Below are 16728 nucleotides of genomic sequence, written 5' to 3'. Positions count from 1 at the left end.
ACAAACAAGAGAATGAGTAAGTATACTGAAGAAGAATTACAAAAAGAGCTCGAAACGAAAGAATATGAGTACGGTTTTTATACCGACATTGAAAGTGATACGTTTCCTAGTGGTCTTAATGAAGACATTGTAAGAGCCATTTCTAAAAAGAAAAACGAGCCAGAATGGATGACCGAATGGCGTATTGACGCATTTAGAATTTGGTCGGAAATGGAAGAACCAGAATGGGCAAATGTACGTTATGACAAACCAGATTTTCAGGCCATTTCTTACTATTCTGCTCCAAAGAAAGCAGATCCAAACAAAACATTGGACGATGTAGATCCTGAATTGTTGGAAATGTATAAGAAATTGGGAATCTCTATCGATGAGCAAAAAAAATTACAAGGTGTCGCTATTGACATTGTTGTCGATTCGGTTTCAGTAGCAACTACCTTCAAAAAAACGCTCGCTGAAAAAGGTATCATCTTCTGCCCTATTTCAGAAGCCATTCAAGATTATCCTGAATTGGTACAAAAATACTTGGGAACCATCGTTCCTAAAAAAGACAACTTTTACGCAGCATTAAATTCGGCTGTTTTTACCGACGGATCTTTCTGTTATATTCCAAAAGGTGTTCGTTGCCCGATGGAATTATCAACGTATTTCCGAATCAATCAAGCAGGAACTGGTCAGTTTGAACGCACATTGGTAATTGCTGATGAAGGAAGTTATGTAAGCTACTTAGAAGGTTGTACAGCGCCAAGTCGTGATGAAAATCAATTGCATGCGGCCGTTGTAGAATTGATCGCTTTAGACGATGCAGAAATCAAATATTCAACAGTTCAAAACTGGTTTCCAGGAACCGCAGAAGGAAAAGGTGGTGTCTACAACTTCGTAACCAAAAGAGGTTTGTGCGAAACCAATTCAAAAATTTCTTGGACACAAGTTGAAACAGGTTCTGCTGTAACATGGAAATACCCAAGTTGTGTATTAAAAGGAAACAATTCGGTAGGTGAATTCTACTCCATCGCTGTAACCAATAATTATCAGCAAGCAGATACAGGAACAAAAATGATTCACCTTGGAAAAAATACCAAGAGTACCATTATTTCTAAAGGAATTTCGGCTGGAAAATCTCAAAATAGCTACAGAGGTTTAGTGCAAATTGCTGCCAAAGCGGAAAACGCGCGTAATTTTTCGCAATGTGATTCGCTTTTAATGGGAAATAAATGTGGTGCACATACGTTTCCATACATTGAAGCAAAAAACAAAACGGCACAAATAGAACACGAAGCAACGACAAGTAAAATTGGAGAAGATCAAATTTTTTATTGCAACCAACGTGGAATTGACACTGAAAAAGCCATCGCACTCATTGTCAATGGTTTTAGCAAAGACGTTCTCAACAAATTGCCAATGGAATTTGCTGTAGAGGCACAAAAATTATTAGAAATCTCACTAGAAGGTTCAGTAGGTTAATCAATCAAATATATCGTAAAATGAAAAAAATCTATTTCGTATTCGTAGCATGCTTACTCATGTTAAGCTGTAAAAACGAAAACAAGTCAAACAACGAGACAGCGAACGAAACTACCGAAACAAAAGGATACACAGAAACAACGACTGTTGGTAATAATTATGAAACATTTTCTGGAATGTTTTTATACTTAGAAGCCGATAAAGCTGCTGTATTACAAACTGCAGGAAGCAAAATATATGGTGTTGTGGTAAACGATCAAATGTATGCATTGAATGAAAAATGCAAAGACTATAAAACAGCAGAGCATACCATGGTTCCTGTCATTGTCAGAGGAGAAAAAAAGCCGAATCCTGTAGAAAATGCTTGGAAAGAAGTCATTGAAATCAAGCAAATCGTTTCTGTACAAAAACCAAATGAAGGTGACAACGGCACAATTATCATAAAAAGCAATCAATAATTCGTTAAAAAAATAACACATAGTTTAGAATGTTACACATAAAAAATCTACACGCAGGTATTGAAGACAAAGGAATTCTGAAAGGAATCAACCTAGAAGTAAAAGCAGGAGAAGTACATGCGATCATGGGACCAAACGGATCTGGAAAAAGTACCTTATCATCTGTTATTGCAGGAAAAGAAGAATATGAAGTTACCGATGGAGAAATTTTCTTGAATGGCGAAAATATTGAAGAATTAGGGCCAGAAGAACGTGCGCACGAAGGTGTATTTTTATCGTTCCAATATCCTGTTGAAATTCCTGGAGTTTCTGTAACGAATTTTGTAAAAACTGCAATCAACGAAACCCGAAAAGCTCAAGGTTTGGAAGACATGCCAGCGAGTGAAATGTTAAAGAAAATTCGCGAAAAAGCAGCATTACTAGAGATTGACAGAAAGTTTTTATCTCGTTCTTTAAATGAAGGATTTTCGGGTGGAGAGAAAAAGCGTAACGAAATTTTTCAAATGGCAATGTTAGAGCCAAAATTAGCCATTTTAGATGAAACGGATTCTGGTTTGGATATTGATGCTTTACGAATTGTTGCCAATGGTGTCAATAAATTACGAAGTAAAGACAATGCCGTTATCGTAATTACACACTACCAACGTTTATTAGACCATATCGTTCCAGATTTTGTTCATGTATTACACGATGGAAAAATTGTAAAATCAGGAACAAAAGAATTGGCTTTAGAACTAGAAGAAAAAGGATACGATTGGATTAAGCAAGAAGCAACTATTTAAGGAGCAACACATGGAACTAAAAGATAAATTATTATCATCTTTTATGGTTTTTGAAGATCGTTTAAACGACGAATCAAAACATTTGAATGAAATCAGAAATGAAGCAATTAACACGTTTCAGCAAAAAGGATTTCCTTCAAAAAAAGATGAAGACTGGAAATATACCTCGCTAAATGCATTATTGAAACACGATTACTGTATTTCGCCACAACAAGAAACTGCGGTTGAATTTAAGGAAATAAAAAAATATTTCATCCACGATATTGATACATATAAAATTGTATTTATTGATGGAAAATATAGCTCTTTCCTTTCGGAAACGACACATGATGGAATTGACGTTTGTTTGATGAGTTCTGCATTAAACAAACCCAAATATAAAATCATTATTGATTCGTATTACAACAAAGCTGCCAAGTCAGATCATAGTTTAACGTCACTAAATACGGCGTTTGCTTCTGAAGGTGCATACATTCATATTCCAAAAAATAAAGTGGTTGAAAAACCAATACAAATCATTCACTTTTCAACTGGAAATGAAGCTACACTAATGTTACAACCACGAAACTTGATTGTTGTGGGTGAAAATTCGCATGTGCAAATTATAGAGCGTCATCAGAGTTTGACTTCTAATGTTGTGCTGACAAATTCGGTAACGGAAGTATTTGCGAACAAACGCGCTATTGTAGATTATTACAAAATTCAAAATGACAACCAACAAGCTTCGTTGATTGATAATACGTATATTTCTCAAAAACAAAGTAGTCATGCATCTGTACATACGTTTTCATTTGGTGGAAAATTAGTACGTAACAATTTGCAGTTTTTCCAAAAAGGAGAACATATTGATTCTACTATGAAAGGAATTACGATTATTGGTGACAAGCAACACGTAGATCACAACACACTTGTACATCATATTGAACCAAATTGTGAAAGTCACCAAGATTATAAAGGTATTTTTGGCGATCGTTCTACGGGAGTTTTCAACGGAAAAGTAGTGGTTGAAAAAGAAGCACAAAAAACAAACGCATTCCAAGCGAATAACAATATTTTGGTAGACGATAAAGCGACGATAAATACCAAACCGCAACTAGAAATTTTTGCAGACGATGTAAAATGTTCGCACGGTTGCACCATTGGTCAGTTGGACAAAGATGCTTTATTCTACTTACGTTCACGCGGAATTCCTAAAAAGGAAGCAAAAGCATTACTGATGTATGCTTTTGCTAACAACGTTTTAGAAAGTGTGAAGATAAACGCTATAAAGACTCGAATCAACAAGCTAATTGCACAAAAGTTAGGCGTAAATTTAGGATTCGATCTATAAAGGAAAGTAAAAAAGAGTTGTAAAATCCCGAAGCGAAAGCTTTGGGATTTTTTTGTTGTTTAAATTTCGACTTCTTCTGCAATAATCCTGTAAATATCTACTTCTGGAAGTAAGGTTTGTAATTGCATTGCCACGGAGCCAAATTGTGGATCTTGTCGTAATCGTTTCCAGATATTTTTCACGTATTGATTAAAGTTTTCGTTTGCTCCTTTTTGATACGCAGGATCTTCCTTTACCATAGTTAAAATTTGCTGAATGGTTTCTCTACCTTGCGTTATTTTTGTCCTAATAGGTTCGTGCAAGCCTGCCAACATTTCGTGGGCTTTTTCCAAACAATTTGCACCAACCATCAATAAATGTCTTCTTTTTTGAGGAATATCTTGTGCTTTAGCTACAAATAATTGGTTTCTTAAAATGCTCATACGGCTCGATTCTATAAACCCAAATTGCTTCAATACTTCTTGATTCTCTGAAAGCCAACGTTCAATCTCTGCTAAAAAGCGGGAAGATTTGGAACGAAGCAATTCAGAAATCAATTCTACCTTAAAAATTGAAGTCTCAAAAAAGGTATTTTTTTCTATTATACTTGTTTTCATCTGTTTCTGTTTAGTAGTTTTTCATAAAATAAATATGAACAACAATAAATTTTTATTGGTAATCTAATGTTTGTACGGTATTACCATTTTCATCAATATCCGTAATCCATTCCATAGCATCATCGGTAATATTTACCTTGATACTAATCATACTTGCAGGATCGTTAATTTCTTTTAAACGATTTGTTTCTACAATAACTGGAAGATCTTCAATTGCTGGTTTTCTAGGCTGAAGATTACTTTCAATTTCTTGCACCATGGCGTAACGAAAAACTTCTTCTTCAACATTGATCTCGCTTACAAATCCATAAGACGCATCTACAAATTGGTTTGCAGCCTCTGTTACAGCAGTCATATACGCAGTGTTTTCATCACCTGCAGATTTAGATGTTGTTTCTTGCTGTGGTGTAGCTGTAGCAGATGCTTGTTGCAAATTACGCTCTGTACGTGAAGATTCATGCTGTGCTTTTGTTACAAGTTCAGGTCTGATATCTTCTAAATATCGTTGTTCTTCTTCTGTTCGATTTGGAAATAAATCAGCATTAACCTTATAAAACGCATCTTCGTATACCTTTTGAATTTCGGCTGCGGTATAGTCTCTTGTCACAGTTTGTGTAGCATCTACTGCTACAGGAATTGTCAATTCCATGTCTTTAATACGAATATTTGGCACGGCAAAATGTCGCAACATCGGATTTTCAACATATTCTTGCGCAATTGCTAAAGTTTCAATATCAGATTGAACCTTCGCATTGGTTACTTCCTTATAAATCTTTCCTATATAGTCTTTTAATGTAATCATAATTTTTTTGTTTTTTTAAGGAAAAGAAACCTCCGAGGAGGTTTCCTTACTTTGTTAGTGTAATACGTTTTAAGGAGTCGTTTCTGTTTCAGAAATTGACTCTTCAAGCATATCTAATACACGACTCATTCCGGCTGGAATTTCGTCTTGTACAGCATGAATTTTAACGTTCATACTATAAGAACGCTTCGCTTCATCAGAATAACTCGTTTTCTTTTGGTACGAGTAACTTCCTTTAAACTTGAAACGTCCCCAAGCCCAACGCAAACTCAACTCTGCACTCAAATCTAACTTATGAGATGTTGTAGAGGTGAATTCTGTAACACTAGAAATTTTAGCGTTAAAGTCGATTGTAGTGTCGGCAACTCTCAAAAACGGAATTGGAACGATCGTTAATAATGGTGTTGTCAATGTAACTTCCGTTACTGTTCCATCAATTAATTTGGAATAGATGAATGATACATTTTTTACGGTTCCATCCGCATTAAGACCAACTTCGTTGATAAAATCAACTGTAGATAATGCTGCTGCTGCTTGTGCATCAATAACGGCTGTTAAAGGTTTCCCTAACATCGCACTGAAATTGATACTTGCAATTTCATTTGGACTAACTGGCATAATTATAATTTTTAAAATTGTTTACCTACTCTTTTTAAAAAGGCTTTTCGGCTTTCTCCTTTAGATTGTAAAAAATAGTTGCGAACAATTTTTTACACCATTTTAAGCTTAAAACACACTCTTTCGAAAGAATTACAGTGCAAATATACAACAAATGTTTTATTTTACAAACATATTACAATAATATATTTTGTAATTTTACAATATATCTGTAATATGTTCCCGTCTTTAGAAAATGATTGGGTTACGGTTTTTGCACATATAAAAAGAGCTGCAATTTACGTAGAAACACAAAGTACAGCTCGCTTGGTATGGTATTAATACTGTAGTTACAGCAGGTATTTTTTACTCAATTGCTTCACAAATTTCACTTAGAAATGTATTGAAGTCAATCGCTTCGCCAGCAGCTAATCCAAAACGGACAACCACCAAATTTTTTGAAGGAATGATATATACGCGTTGTCCTTGATAGCCATTTGCAGAATACATGTCTTTTGGCACATCAGGAAGGAATCCGCCATCGTTAAGCCAAAAATGCGCACCATAACGACCATTTGACGTTGGTGTTGGTTTGGTGATATAGTCTACCCAAGAATCATCAAAAATACGGGTACCGTTCCAATCGCCTCTGTGTAAATACAAAGTTCCAAATTTTGCCCAATCGCGCGGCGTTGCCCACGAATAAGAAGATCCAACATAATTTCCAACCATATCTGCCTCAATCAACATCGAATGCATGCCAATTTTATCAATAAATTCACGGTAAGGAAAATCTAAATAATCTTGATGTCTTTTAAACTGCTTTCGCAAGATTCCAGATAGTAAATTGGAAGTCCCTGAAGAATAATACCAAGTCTCGTTTGGTTTTCCTACCAACGATTTTTCTATTTGCGGTTTGGTCATGTCTTTTTCAAGGAATAACATTTTAGTTACATCTGAAATTTTACTGTAATCTTCTTCCCATTCCAATCCGCTATTCATTTGTAATAAATTATGAATGGTAATCGCGCTACGTTCGTCATTTTTCCATGCATCGATCGGTGCTTTGTCCCAAACATTAATTTTACCTTGATATTGCAACACACCATACATCGTGCTTACCAAGCTTTTAGTCATTGACCAACCTAACAACTTCGAATCTTTGTTCAATCCGTCTGCATATTGTTCTGCAATAATTTGGTCTTTGTATAAAATTAAAACAGCACGTGTTTTTTTAATGTCTTCGCCTTGTTCTTTGGCAAAAGCGTAGTTGACTGCATTTTTTATTTTAGAATAATCAACATTGGCAAAAGTAGTGTCTTTTTGTTTCATATTTCCGTACGGATACGGTGTCATGCGAGCTATTTTAGTACGATTTGGAACTGGTGTTTCTTGTTTTATATCGTAATCATCATCAATTAAAACACTTCCCAAACCTTTTCGCCATACGGCTTTGCGCTCCATCAAACCATATACAGAAGCCGTTGCCACTTTTTGTTTTTCGTCTACGACATCTTCCGCAATATTAACAGGTCCAAAATTATTATCGGTACTATCTGTAAAAGCCACAGTTCTCCCAGCAACAAAAACAGAAGAACTCATGTTTTTGGCAGAATATCCTGAAATAATATTCAATCGAGAATAATTAAAAGCTACCACAATGGCTAGAATAGCAATGATAATGAGCGTTATTTTTAAAACTTTTTTCATCGTGTATAATTTTAGACATTCAAATATATTAAAATGAAAATTAGTTCATTGGTTTTTGATGGTGTTTTTCCTCATCAAAAAACAGGAAAAACACCTACAAGAAGTATACATAAAGCTGTTTATGAAACCATAAATATCGTTGAACTTTGTAAGACTGTTACGTAACGGTAAAAAATAATAACCTTTTTAAAAACTTAACAACCATGAAAAAAAAGAAGAAAAGTTTGAAAAAGCTTTCATTAAACAAGAAAGTAGTGTCGAACCTTGAAGGGCAACAAGCAAACGGTGGAACAATTGTCTCACAGATTTGCCCAATTAACACAGTATGGGTTTGTCCTATTGACACCTTAGTTTGTCCGATTGATACCAGACTTTGTCCAATTGACACAAGAGTTTGCCCAATTGAAACATTAGACTGTCCTTCAGTTGCCTGTCCAACCGACACTTTTGCGTGTCCTTATTAACCTATTAAATTTTTAAATCATGAAAAAAAATAAAAAGAGTATCAAGAAACTGACATTAAACAAGAAAGTAGTGTCAAATTTAGAAAGTAATCAAGCGAATGGAGGAACAATTGTAAGCCTAGCGTGTCCTTCATTATTTTGTCCGACTAACTTTAATTGTCCGACATTAGCTTTTAATTGTAAAACATTAAACATCAGAGATTGTCAAAGTCCTACAACAACACTGCAAACAATTGCAGGTCCTGGCTGCGGCGGATCGTTAGTTGATGGTTGTCAGACAGCTTTGGGTTGTTTCTAAAAACAACGTTATAAAACTACAGTTTGGAAGCTGCCGTAAAAAGCAGCTTCTTTTTTTATTTGTATTTTGATTCTGGAAGCGCCATTGCTTGCGGATATTTTTTGGCTCTACTGTCGCTGTAATCTTTTTTCGCTTTTTCAAATTCTCCCAATTGTTCGTAGCAATAACCGCGACTGTATTCTGCTTTTCCATCTTTAAAGGCTTGCGCGTTGATGACTAACGATAGATTTTTGATAGCTTCTTCGTAATTTTTATTAATCAACTCAATAATTCCAATGTTTTGGATTGACAGATAATCTCTTGGATTTGTCTTAAGAATTTCTTCAAAAATCTTTTTCGCTTGCGGATATTGTTGTTTCACAAAGTAATCATACGCTTCTTGATGTTTTGCCTTTACTTCATCTTTACTTAGGAACGATTTGAATTTTAGCTTTCCTAAAACTTCTTGTTTGGCAGCAATCAATTTTCCACTATAGGAATTGTACGCCAATCCAGTATCGAGCACTTTTAGCATTGCCTCACTGTCTTTTGTAAAGTCGTAAATTGTATTGGCTTTCGTTTTCCATTCGTTGACATCTCTGTAATTGTATTTGGTATACCGATTCATCACACGTAACAAACCTACGGTATCTTTTTGTTTTTTGTAGATACTTTTTAGCATGTAATAATTCGTTTTAAATCCTGGATAAATATCAAAAACCTTTCCTGAATAATACTTTGCGCTGTCTAAATTTTCTTTGGCATTGAGGAAGATTTCTGCTTTGAATGCATTAACCAACAAAGCATCTGTATTGTATGATTTTGAACGATTTAAAATTTCCAAAGCTTCATCATATTTTTTCGCTTTGATCGCGTAGTTTGCCAAATACACATTATTAACCGTTCCTACGTAACTTAATTGTGGATATTTGCGCCATTGTTGTTTGATACTTTCATAATTATTTTTCAGTTTTTCATCACTAAAAAGTGTTTTCCCTGCCAAATCTGTTCGCATGTCACGTTGCAATTGATATGCTTTTAATACTGCATAATTGGAAGCAATACTTGCAAAACTGAATAAAAATAACACACCAAATAATACTAAGTTTCGTTTTTTATTAAATTCATTTTCTTCTGATGCAGTGTCTTTTCTGGCGAAAGCCAACATAAAACCAACTGCAACTATAAAATATAGCTGAATTGGCGGTCGCTCAAGCGGAAAGTTGAGCAATGCATCCAACGTGTAGCCAACTGCCACTAGAAAAATGGTGACATACATAAACTGTTTTTTATAGTCTTTTTCACGGCGCAACAAACCGACAAACCATAGAAACGGCACCACAAACAAGGAAACATACAATAGAAAACCGACAATTCCTGTTTCGGCAAGTTTTTCCATAAAGTCACTATGCGCACGTCTCGGATTGGCAAAAGCACCTCTACTATTGGCATAATTTTTATAATGTTCGCTTTTTCCAACAGCTTTGTAATTTCCATAACCGACACCAAGTATTGGGTTCTTTTTAAAGTTTCTAAATGCGAGTTCCCACAAAGAAAAACGCCCTGAACTTGTTCGAGAAGCTTTATTGACTTTTAAGTTGATTGGCATCATTGTTTTTTCGTTGGAATAATTATTTTTTACAGATTTTCTTCCGCCGTAAAAATCAAGGTTTTTGGTATTTAAAAGATCATCAATAGAGTTCATCGAACCTTTATCAATTCGGTTTACATTCAACACTAAAAAGATGAGTAAAAATGGAGCTATTCCTAAAATTAATGCTTCTTTTTTCAGTTTCACTGTTTCTGAATGTTTGACAATTCCGTAAATCATAAAACTTATTGTACAAATAAAAATGACCACTAATGATAAAACCGCCGTTCGTGTTCCTGCAAACAGCAATGCTAAAATCACCATATAAGTGACAATTCCTGCGGCATATTTCCAGATTTTTTCAAAGAATAAAAAACCATACATCAACAAAGGCAATTGAATGACTAAAAACGCACTGTAAATATTGATGTTTGAAAAACCGTGTTGAAATCCTATGATAAGTTCGTTAGATCTTGATATGTTATTGTTGCTTAAAAAGAAATTAATTGCCCGAAAACTATAAAAAGTCACTACAAAAATGGAAAGTTTGCTAATGAAGTTTAAAAAGGCTTTCGGATCTTTTCTGATGAAAATATACAAACAAAAAAATGCCACAATTACATTGACAAAACGTGCCAAATGCACCAAACTTTCACTTGCGTTAATTGCCGTTATCATCGACAAACAAGCGACAGCAAAGAATCCTGTGAGCAAACCTAAGTATAGCTTGGCTTTCTTTTGTAGTTGAAAAGCTTGAAAAAAGGCATTGTTTTTATAAATAAATACCAAAGCAGCAACGTTGAGTAAAGAAATATACAACCATTGTGGCGCGTCATAATCCATCGCATTTAGCAAAGGCACCAAGCAAGAAAGTAAATATAAAAAGAGGAAAAAATGGGCAACAATAAGTTGATTCGGTAACTGATTCTTTTTTGAAATAGTTTTCTTTTCGGGTTTATTTTTTGGCATTGATCTGGTTTTATGTCAAGAAAAATAACAATTTTACAAGTGTAAGTCAAGCAAATATAAACGACTATTCTTGTATTGCTAGGTAAACAAATTACGAGAAAAATCTTGAATTCTGCGATATTGTCTTTTGAAAGAATTTCAGAAACCCGATTAAAGGCAAAAAATTGAGTTATAAATACAACTGATTTCCCTGTAAAAGTGACGACAGAATCTAAGAATAGTTAGTACCTTTGTAATGTTAGAAAAAGAACTTATGCTAGATATTCAAAAGATACGTAAAGACTTTCCAATTCTCAACCGAGAAGTAAATGGAAAACCTCTAATATACTTCGATAATGCGGCAACTTCGCAAACGCCACAGCAAGTAATTGACTGTATTGTAGATTATTATTCACGCTACAATGCAAATATACATCGCGGCGTGCATACCTTGAGTCAGGAAGCGACAGATGCGTATGAAGAAGCACGTATCAAAATTCAGCAACATTTTAATGCGGCAAAACCGTATGAAATGATTCTGACTTCAGGCACAACAGACAGTATTAATTTGGTGGCTAATGGTTTTGCTTCTTTATTGAAAGAAGGTGATGAAATTATCGTTTCTGCGCTGGAACATCATTCAAATATTGTTCCTTGGCAAATGTTGTGCGAACATACCGGAGCTGTTTTAAAAGTCATTCCGATGTTTGAAAGCGGACAGTTAGACATGGAAACCTATGTTTCTTTACTAAATGAAAACACGAAATTGGTCTTTTGTAATCACGTATCAAATGCACTTGGCGTGATTAATCCGATTGAATTTATCATTGAAAAAGCACATGAAGTAAACGCTGCCGTATTGATTGATGGCGCACAAGCTTCTCCACATATCAAAGCAGATGTTCAAGCACTAGATGTAGACTTTTATGTAGCTTCGGCACATAAAATTTGCGGACCAACTGGTGTTGGATTATGTATGGAAAGAAAATTGGCTCAATAAACTACCTCCATACAAAGGTGGCGGCGAAATGATAGATCAAGTGACGTTTGAAAAAACAACGTATGCAGGTTTGCCACACAAATTTGAAGCGGGAACACCAAATATTTGTGGAGTGATTGCTTTTGGAGCGGCACTCGATTATATGAATGCCATCGGATTTGAAGCTATTGCAACGTATGAAAACGAATTGTTGGAATATGCTACCGAAAAATTATTGGCAATTGGCGATGTTACGATTTATGGAACTGGTGATAAAACTGCCGTGATTTCGTTTAATATTGAAAACATTCATCCGTATGATATTGGTACAATTGTAGACAAACTTGGAATCGCCGTTCGTACAGGTCATCACTGCGCACAACCTATCATGGATTTCTATAAAATCCCGGGAACGGTTAGAGCTTCATTTTCGTTTTACAATACCAAAGAAGAAATTGATGTTTTTATAGAAGCAATCAAAAAAGCAAAAATGATGCTTTCTTAAAAACGTTTCAAAAACACTGTTCATCTATAGAATCGACCCATTGGTCGATTCTTTTTTTTGCTATTGTATTAAAAAGCATAAGTGTATTTCATCGATCAACAGCCTATTCTTCACTTGTAACCCTTTAATCACAACTTTGTTATATTTGCAACAAAGTTGCGATTAAAATGTTGTTTATCTAATAAATACGTTAAAAAAGTGATAAATATTTAAAAAAAAGTACATTTGCGCATTATTAACCCGAAATAAACTTAATAATTAATTATGAAAAAACTTTTTATGAGCATGATCGCTGTAGGTGCGATGATGGTATCTTGTAGTGACGACCAGACTGCAGATACAAACGTAACAGATGCGCAAGGAGTTGACATGAGCGACTTTTACTTATACACTGATAACAGTGAAAAAGTAGCAGGCGGATGTTTTACAATGCAAAAGTTGAATGCGCAACTTGACAAAGATTCTGAATTATTTGACAGAATGTTTGATATTGAAAAAAAATACCGACAAAGAACCTTAGCTAAAAAACCAGGAAATGGAAATGGCGGCGGAAACAATGGCGGCGGTGGTGATCCAGAACCACCAGGAGACACTATGGGAGTTGTAACTATTCCTGTGTACGTACATGTTGTATACAGTAATAATAATGAAAACATCAGCGATGCACAGATTAATTCGCAAATGGCAGTATTGAATGATGACTTTAGAAGATCTAACAGTGATGCTAACCAAACACCTTCTTTATTTTCTGGTGTAGCTGCAGATACTGAAATTCAATTCAGCTTGGCGGGAACATTCAGACATGCCAATTCAAGAACTTCTTGGGGAACGAATGACTTAGTAAAATCTACATATCCACCTGTAACACCTTCAACTCACATGAATATTTGGGTTTGTAACATCGGTGGAGGAATTTTAGGATACGCACAATTCCCTGGAGGAAACTCAGCAACAGATGGTATTGTAGTTGGACCACAGTTTTTCGGAACTACAGGTTATGTAGCTGCTCCATTTAACGGAGGAAGAACAACAACTCACGAAGTTGGACACTACTTAAACTTACGTCACATTTGGGGAGACGGAAGATGTAACAGAGACGATTTTGTTGCTGACACACCAAAGTCTGATGCACCAAACTATGGATGCCCATCATTTCCAACAACAAATTGTCGTTCTACAGACATGACAATGAACTATATGGATTATACTGATGATGCTTGTATGAATATGTTTAGTGCAGGACAAAAATCTAGAATGCGTGGAGTTTTAGTTTCAGGAGGAGCAAGAGCTAGCCTCGTAAACTAAATATAGAAAGTGCTAAATTAAATATAGAAAAGACGCCAAAATTGGCGTCTTTTTTTGTATTATTATATAACCAAATTTAAAAATTACGACACATGAAATTCTTACTTTGCTTATTTGCTGTCACACTGTTTACAAAAGGTTGTAATGATGCTGATTCCAACAAGGAAACCATCAAAAATGCACAAGACGATATATCTATTCAGTACAAAGCGTCTTCACGTGGATTTTATCAAGACATCAAACTATCTAAAGCACAATTATCTTATACAAATGTAAGAGGTGGAAAAGTTTCTGTACAACAAGATATGTCTTCGGAAGATTGGAATGAAATTGTACAACTACTCGATAAGATTGACGCTGAAAAACTGAAAAGTAATTATGTAAATCCTGATGATCTTGGGCGAGATGCCGTAATTCCAGCGACATTAACCATCAATTACAAAGAAAACATCGTACGAAATATTGAATTCGGACATGGAAATCCGCCAAAAGAATTGACAGCTTTGGTAAATAAAATTCAAGCAATGGCAAATGCAGTTGATAAACCGTAATAGTTGTTGTATTTTTGCGTCTAATTAAAGAATTATACACCAAGAACGTATAAAAATGACGATACAAGAGATACAAGACGAAATAGTAGACGAATTTAGCATGTTTGATGATTGGATGCAACGCTATGAATACATGATTGACCTTGGAAAATCATTACCACTTATCGATGAAAGTCTGAAAAAAGATGAAAACCTCATCAAAGGTTGTCAAAGTAAAGTGTGGGTTCATGGAGAAATGAAAGATGATAAAGTAGTTTTTACGGCAGATAGTGATGCTATTATTACCAAAGGAATTATTGCCATCTTAATTCGTGCTTTCTCCAACCAACATCCTGCTGCAATAATTGAAGCAAATACAGATTTTATTGATGAAATTGGTTTAAAAGAACATTTATCACCAACAAGAGCCAACGGATTGGTCAGTATGATTAAACAATTAAAATTATACGCAGTAGCGTATCAAACTCAACTCAATTAACATGTCAGAAATCACAATAGATACAGACGCTTTAGGCGAAAAAATAGTACGCGTTTTAAAAACCATCTACGATCCAGAAATTCCGGTAGACATATACGAACTCGGATTAATTTATGATGTTTTTGTCAATGAAAATTCCGATGTGAAAATTTTAATGACACTCACTTCACCAAATTGTCCAGTAGCAGAAACGCTTCCGCTAGAAATAGAAGAAAAAGTAAAATCGCTCAAAGAAGTCAACAACGCAACCGTTGAAATTACTTTTGATCCACCTTGGGATAAAGATTTAATGAGTGAAGAAGCAAAATTAGAATTAGGCTTACTATAAAATCATGGCAGACGAAATTATCAACAGAGTTGCGCAAAGCAAACTAATTACTTTTGACTTAGAAGATTATTATCCTTCTGGTGAACGTGTATTGTTTGATATTTCAGATTGGTTGATGCAAGGATTGATTCTTCGCGAAAAAGAATTTAGAAAACATGTCTCCGAATATGATTGGTCACAACATCAAGGACATTATGTGGCACTTTCCTGTTCGACAGATGCTATTGTGCCTGCGTGGGCATACATGTTATTAAGCGTACATTTAGCACCATTTGTCGAAAAAGTAATAATTGGCACTTTAGACAATTTGGAAACGGCTATTTACCAAAATATCATTGACCAATTGGACGTTTCTGAATTCTTAAACAAATCAGTCATTATAAAAGGTTGTACCAACAAACCCATACCAGACAATGCATACGCGATGATGACAGTAAAACTACAAGGCGTTGCCAAAAGCATTATGTATGGAGAAGCTTGCTCCGCTGTTCCACTCTACAAAAAGAAAAGACTGCGTTAAAAAATTTTCAAACACTTATAAATCAATCATTTAAATATTTCGTCCTATTTTTGTGAACTGATAGGCAACACGTATATTTGCCACCGCAAAAACCTAAAATAAACAATCATGAGAAAAATCGTATTTGCAATCGCATTATGTATAGGAATTACTTCCATGAATGCGCAAACAAAAGAAGAATTACAAGCTAAAAAAGCAGAAAAACAAGCTGCTGCAGATGCATTACAAGCAGAAGCAAATGCTATACAAGCAGAAATTGACGCGCTTCCAGGATGGAGAAAAGGAGCATTTGGTACTATTGGTGGAAGCCTTTCTGAATTCAACAATTGGTACGCGCAAGGAACTCCAAACAACTCCTCAGGAAATATTGGATTTACCGTAAATGCTTTTGCGAACTTAAACCAAGAGAAATTTTTCTGGAACAATAGTTTGAATGTAAACTTAGCTTGGGTAAAGCTTGATGACAAAGACGATCCAACTGATAGCGATAAATTTAGAGAAGCTACAGATGTTTTTAACATTAGTTCTTTATACGGACGTAAATTAAGTGAGAAATTCGCAATCTCTGGATTGGCAGAATACAGAACTACACTTTTAAGTAACTTTAATGATCCTGGATATTTAGACCTTGGTGTCGGTGGAACTTGGACGCCAATTAAAAACTTAGTCGTAGTAATTCATCCTTTAAACTACAATTTTGTATTTAGTGATAATGATACGGTATTTGAATCTTCTTTAGGAGCAAAAATCGTTGCTGACTATACAAGAAGTATTGGTGCTATCAACTTTAAAACAAACTTGTCTATGTTTCAAAGCTACAAAAGTAGCGATTATTCAAACTGGACATGGACCAACTCATTCAGCTATACATTATGGAAAATGATTGGTGTTGGTTTTGACTTTGGTTTAAGACAAAACAAGCAAGAAGCGGTAAACTTCAACCTTGCTCAAGGAAACGCAGGTACAACATTTGACAATGTAGACAACAAATTACAGTCGTATTGGACAATTGGTATGAGCTACAACTTCTAAAAAAATAAAATTTT

Annotated in this window: 17 protein-coding genes and 1 pseudogene; 13 read left to right on the top strand and 5 right to left on the bottom strand. The window is 35.0% G+C overall.

Going from position 1 to position 16728, the window contains the following annotated elements; translation table 11 throughout:
• The first annotated feature begins 12 nt into the window (after positions 1-12).
• The 4 genes from sufB to sufD are packed head-to-tail and all read left to right on the top strand — an operon-like array spanning position 13 to position 4031.
• Positions 13-1461, top strand: coding sequence for a Fe-S cluster assembly protein SufB (sufB, locus tag KAOT1_RS17855; RefSeq protein ID WP_007096287.1), 1449 nt, complete (start codon positions 13-15; stop codon positions 1459-1461).
• A gap of 20 nt (positions 1462-1481) precedes the next feature.
• Positions 1482-1919: a hypothetical protein gene (locus KAOT1_RS17850; RefSeq protein WP_007096286.1), complete on the top strand. Its 438-nt coding sequence runs from the start codon at positions 1482-1484 to the stop codon at positions 1917-1919.
• A 29-nt stretch (positions 1920-1948) separates the two neighbouring features.
• Positions 1949-2701: a Fe-S cluster assembly ATPase SufC gene (gene sufC / locus KAOT1_RS17845; RefSeq protein WP_007096285.1), complete on the top strand. Its 753-nt coding sequence runs from the start codon at positions 1949-1951 to the stop codon at positions 2699-2701.
• Positions 2702-2711: 10 nt separating this feature from the next.
• Positions 2712-4031, top strand: a complete 1320-nt coding sequence (sufD, locus tag KAOT1_RS17840; RefSeq protein ID WP_007096284.1) for a Fe-S cluster assembly protein SufD — start codon at positions 2712-2714, stop codon at positions 4029-4031.
• Between the two features lie 59 nt (positions 4032-4090).
• Here the strand turns inward: sufD and KAOT1_RS17835 are convergent, their stop codons facing one another.
• The 4 genes from KAOT1_RS17835 to KAOT1_RS17820 all read right to left on the bottom strand — a co-directional run bounded on the left by KAOT1_RS17835 (position 4091) and on the right by KAOT1_RS17820 (position 7736).
• On the bottom strand, positions 4091-4627 hold the full coding sequence (locus tag KAOT1_RS17835) for a hypothetical protein (protein WP_007096283.1): 537 nt from the start codon (positions 4625-4627) through the stop codon (positions 4091-4093).
• A 52-nt stretch (positions 4628-4679) separates the two neighbouring features.
• A complete protein-coding gene (locus tag KAOT1_RS17830; protein ID WP_007096282.1) occupies positions 4680-5429 on the bottom strand; it encodes a hypothetical protein in 750 nt (249 codons plus the stop codon).
• 69 nt (positions 5430-5498) lie between these two features.
• Complete coding sequence (locus KAOT1_RS17825) at positions 5499-6047, bottom strand: DUF2589 domain-containing protein (RefSeq protein ID WP_007096281.1); 549 nt, start codon at positions 6045-6047, stop codon at positions 5499-5501.
• Between the two features lie 345 nt (positions 6048-6392).
• The gene (locus KAOT1_RS17820; protein ID WP_007096280.1) at positions 6393-7736 is read right to left on the bottom strand and encodes a serine hydrolase domain-containing protein; all 1344 of its coding nucleotides are present in this window, start codon (positions 7734-7736) and stop codon (positions 6393-6395) included.
• 203 nt (positions 7737-7939) lie between these two features.
• Here KAOT1_RS17820 and KAOT1_RS23060 point away from each other — a divergent pair, with 203 nt between their 5' ends.
• Positions 7940-8200 carry a class I lanthipeptide gene (locus KAOT1_RS23060; protein ID WP_007096279.1) on the top strand — a complete coding sequence of 87 codons (261 nt, stop codon included), beginning with the start codon at positions 7940-7942 and terminating at the stop codon, positions 8198-8200.
• A 19-nt stretch (positions 8201-8219) separates the two neighbouring features.
• Complete coding sequence (locus KAOT1_RS17810; RefSeq protein ID WP_007096278.1) at positions 8220-8498, top strand: class I lanthipeptide; 279 nt, start codon at positions 8220-8222, stop codon at positions 8496-8498.
• A gap of 55 nt (positions 8499-8553) precedes the next feature.
• On the opposite strand, the gene KAOT1_RS17805 is transcribed toward KAOT1_RS17810, so the two are convergent.
• Positions 8554-11037 (bottom strand): O-antigen ligase family protein, encoded by a 2484-nt coding sequence (locus tag KAOT1_RS17805; protein ID WP_007096277.1) that lies wholly within the window; start codon positions 11035-11037, stop codon positions 8554-8556.
• Between the two features lie 253 nt (positions 11038-11290).
• On the opposite strand from KAOT1_RS17805, the pseudogene KAOT1_RS17800 reads away from it, so the two are divergent.
• From KAOT1_RS17800 to KAOT1_RS17770, 7 genes and pseudogenes are all read left to right on the top strand, one after another.
• Positions 11291-12500: pseudogene (locus KAOT1_RS17800) on the top strand (aminotransferase class V-fold PLP-dependent enzyme).
• A 264-nt stretch (positions 12501-12764) separates the two neighbouring features.
• Positions 12765-13805 (top strand): zinc metalloprotease, encoded by a 1041-nt coding sequence (locus KAOT1_RS17795; RefSeq protein ID WP_040559673.1) that lies wholly within the window; start codon positions 12765-12767, stop codon positions 13803-13805.
• Positions 13806-13897: 92 nt separating this feature from the next.
• Positions 13898-14356 (top strand): hypothetical protein, encoded by a 459-nt coding sequence (locus tag KAOT1_RS17790; RefSeq protein WP_007096273.1) that lies wholly within the window; start codon positions 13898-13900, stop codon positions 14354-14356.
• Positions 14357-14411: 55 nt separating this feature from the next.
• Positions 14412-14834 carry a SufE family protein gene (locus KAOT1_RS17785; protein WP_007096272.1) on the top strand — a complete coding sequence of 141 codons (423 nt, stop codon included), beginning with the start codon at positions 14412-14414 and terminating at the stop codon, positions 14832-14834.
• A 1-nt stretch (position 14835) separates the two neighbouring features.
• On the top strand, positions 14836-15162 hold the full coding sequence (locus KAOT1_RS17780; RefSeq protein WP_007096271.1) for a DUF59 domain-containing protein: 327 nt from the start codon (positions 14836-14838) through the stop codon (positions 15160-15162).
• Between the two features lie 4 nt (positions 15163-15166).
• The gene (locus KAOT1_RS17775) at positions 15167-15682 is read left to right on the top strand and encodes a DUF2480 family protein (protein ID WP_007096270.1); all 516 of its coding nucleotides are present in this window, start codon (positions 15167-15169) and stop codon (positions 15680-15682) included.
• A gap of 108 nt (positions 15683-15790) precedes the next feature.
• Positions 15791-16714 (top strand): DUF3078 domain-containing protein, encoded by a 924-nt coding sequence (locus KAOT1_RS17770; protein WP_007096269.1) that lies wholly within the window; start codon positions 15791-15793, stop codon positions 16712-16714.
• The last annotated feature ends 14 nt before the right edge of the window (positions 16715-16728 follow it).

The organism is Kordia algicida OT-1, assembly GCF_000154725.1.
In the GTDB taxonomy this organism is placed as follows: domain Bacteria; phylum Bacteroidota; class Bacteroidia; order Flavobacteriales; family Flavobacteriaceae; genus Kordia; species Kordia algicida.
This window is presented reverse-complemented; position numbering and strand designations above follow the sequence as displayed.

Bases quoted from the DNA above. Each gene is read 5' to 3' on its own strand.
- sufB (WP_007096287.1), top strand. From the start codon at position 13: ATGAGTAAGTATACTGAAGAAGAATTACAAAAAGAGCTCGAAACGAAA.
- KAOT1_RS17850 (WP_007096286.1), top strand. From the start codon at position 1,482: ATGAAAAAAATCTATTTCGTATTCGTAGCATGCTTACTCATGTTAAGC.
- sufC (WP_007096285.1), top strand. From the start codon at position 1,949: ATGTTACACATAAAAAATCTACACGCAGGTATTGAAGACAAAGGAATT.
- sufD (WP_007096284.1), top strand. From the start codon at position 2,712: ATGGAACTAAAAGATAAATTATTATCATCTTTTATGGTTTTTGAAGAT.
- KAOT1_RS17835 (WP_007096283.1), bottom strand. From the start codon at position 4,627: ATGAAAACAAGTATAATAGAAAAAAATACCTTTTTTGAGACTTCAATT.
- KAOT1_RS17830 (WP_007096282.1), bottom strand. From the start codon at position 5,429: ATGATTACATTAAAAGACTATATAGGAAAGATTTATAAGGAAGTAACC.
- KAOT1_RS17825 (WP_007096281.1), bottom strand. From the start codon at position 6,047: ATGCCAGTTAGTCCAAATGAAATTGCAAGTATCAATTTCAGTGCGATG.
- KAOT1_RS17820 (WP_007096280.1), bottom strand. From the start codon at position 7,736: ATGAAAAAAGTTTTAAAAATAACGCTCATTATCATTGCTATTCTAGCC.
- KAOT1_RS23060 (WP_007096279.1), top strand. From the start codon at position 7,940: ATGAAAAAAAAGAAGAAAAGTTTGAAAAAGCTTTCATTAAACAAGAAA.
- KAOT1_RS17810 (WP_007096278.1), top strand. From the start codon at position 8,220: ATGAAAAAAAATAAAAAGAGTATCAAGAAACTGACATTAAACAAGAAA.
- KAOT1_RS17805 (WP_007096277.1), bottom strand. From the start codon at position 11,037: ATGCCAAAAAATAAACCCGAAAAGAAAACTATTTCAAAAAAGAATCAG.
- KAOT1_RS17795 (WP_040559673.1), top strand. From the start codon at position 12,765: ATGAAAAAACTTTTTATGAGCATGATCGCTGTAGGTGCGATGATGGTA.
- KAOT1_RS17790 (WP_007096273.1), top strand. From the start codon at position 13,898: ATGAAATTCTTACTTTGCTTATTTGCTGTCACACTGTTTACAAAAGGT.
- KAOT1_RS17785 (WP_007096272.1), top strand. From the start codon at position 14,412: ATGACGATACAAGAGATACAAGACGAAATAGTAGACGAATTTAGCATG.
- KAOT1_RS17780 (WP_007096271.1), top strand. From the start codon at position 14,836: ATGTCAGAAATCACAATAGATACAGACGCTTTAGGCGAAAAAATAGTA.
- KAOT1_RS17775 (WP_007096270.1), top strand. From the start codon at position 15,167: ATGGCAGACGAAATTATCAACAGAGTTGCGCAAAGCAAACTAATTACT.
- KAOT1_RS17770 (WP_007096269.1), top strand. From the start codon at position 15,791: ATGAGAAAAATCGTATTTGCAATCGCATTATGTATAGGAATTACTTCC.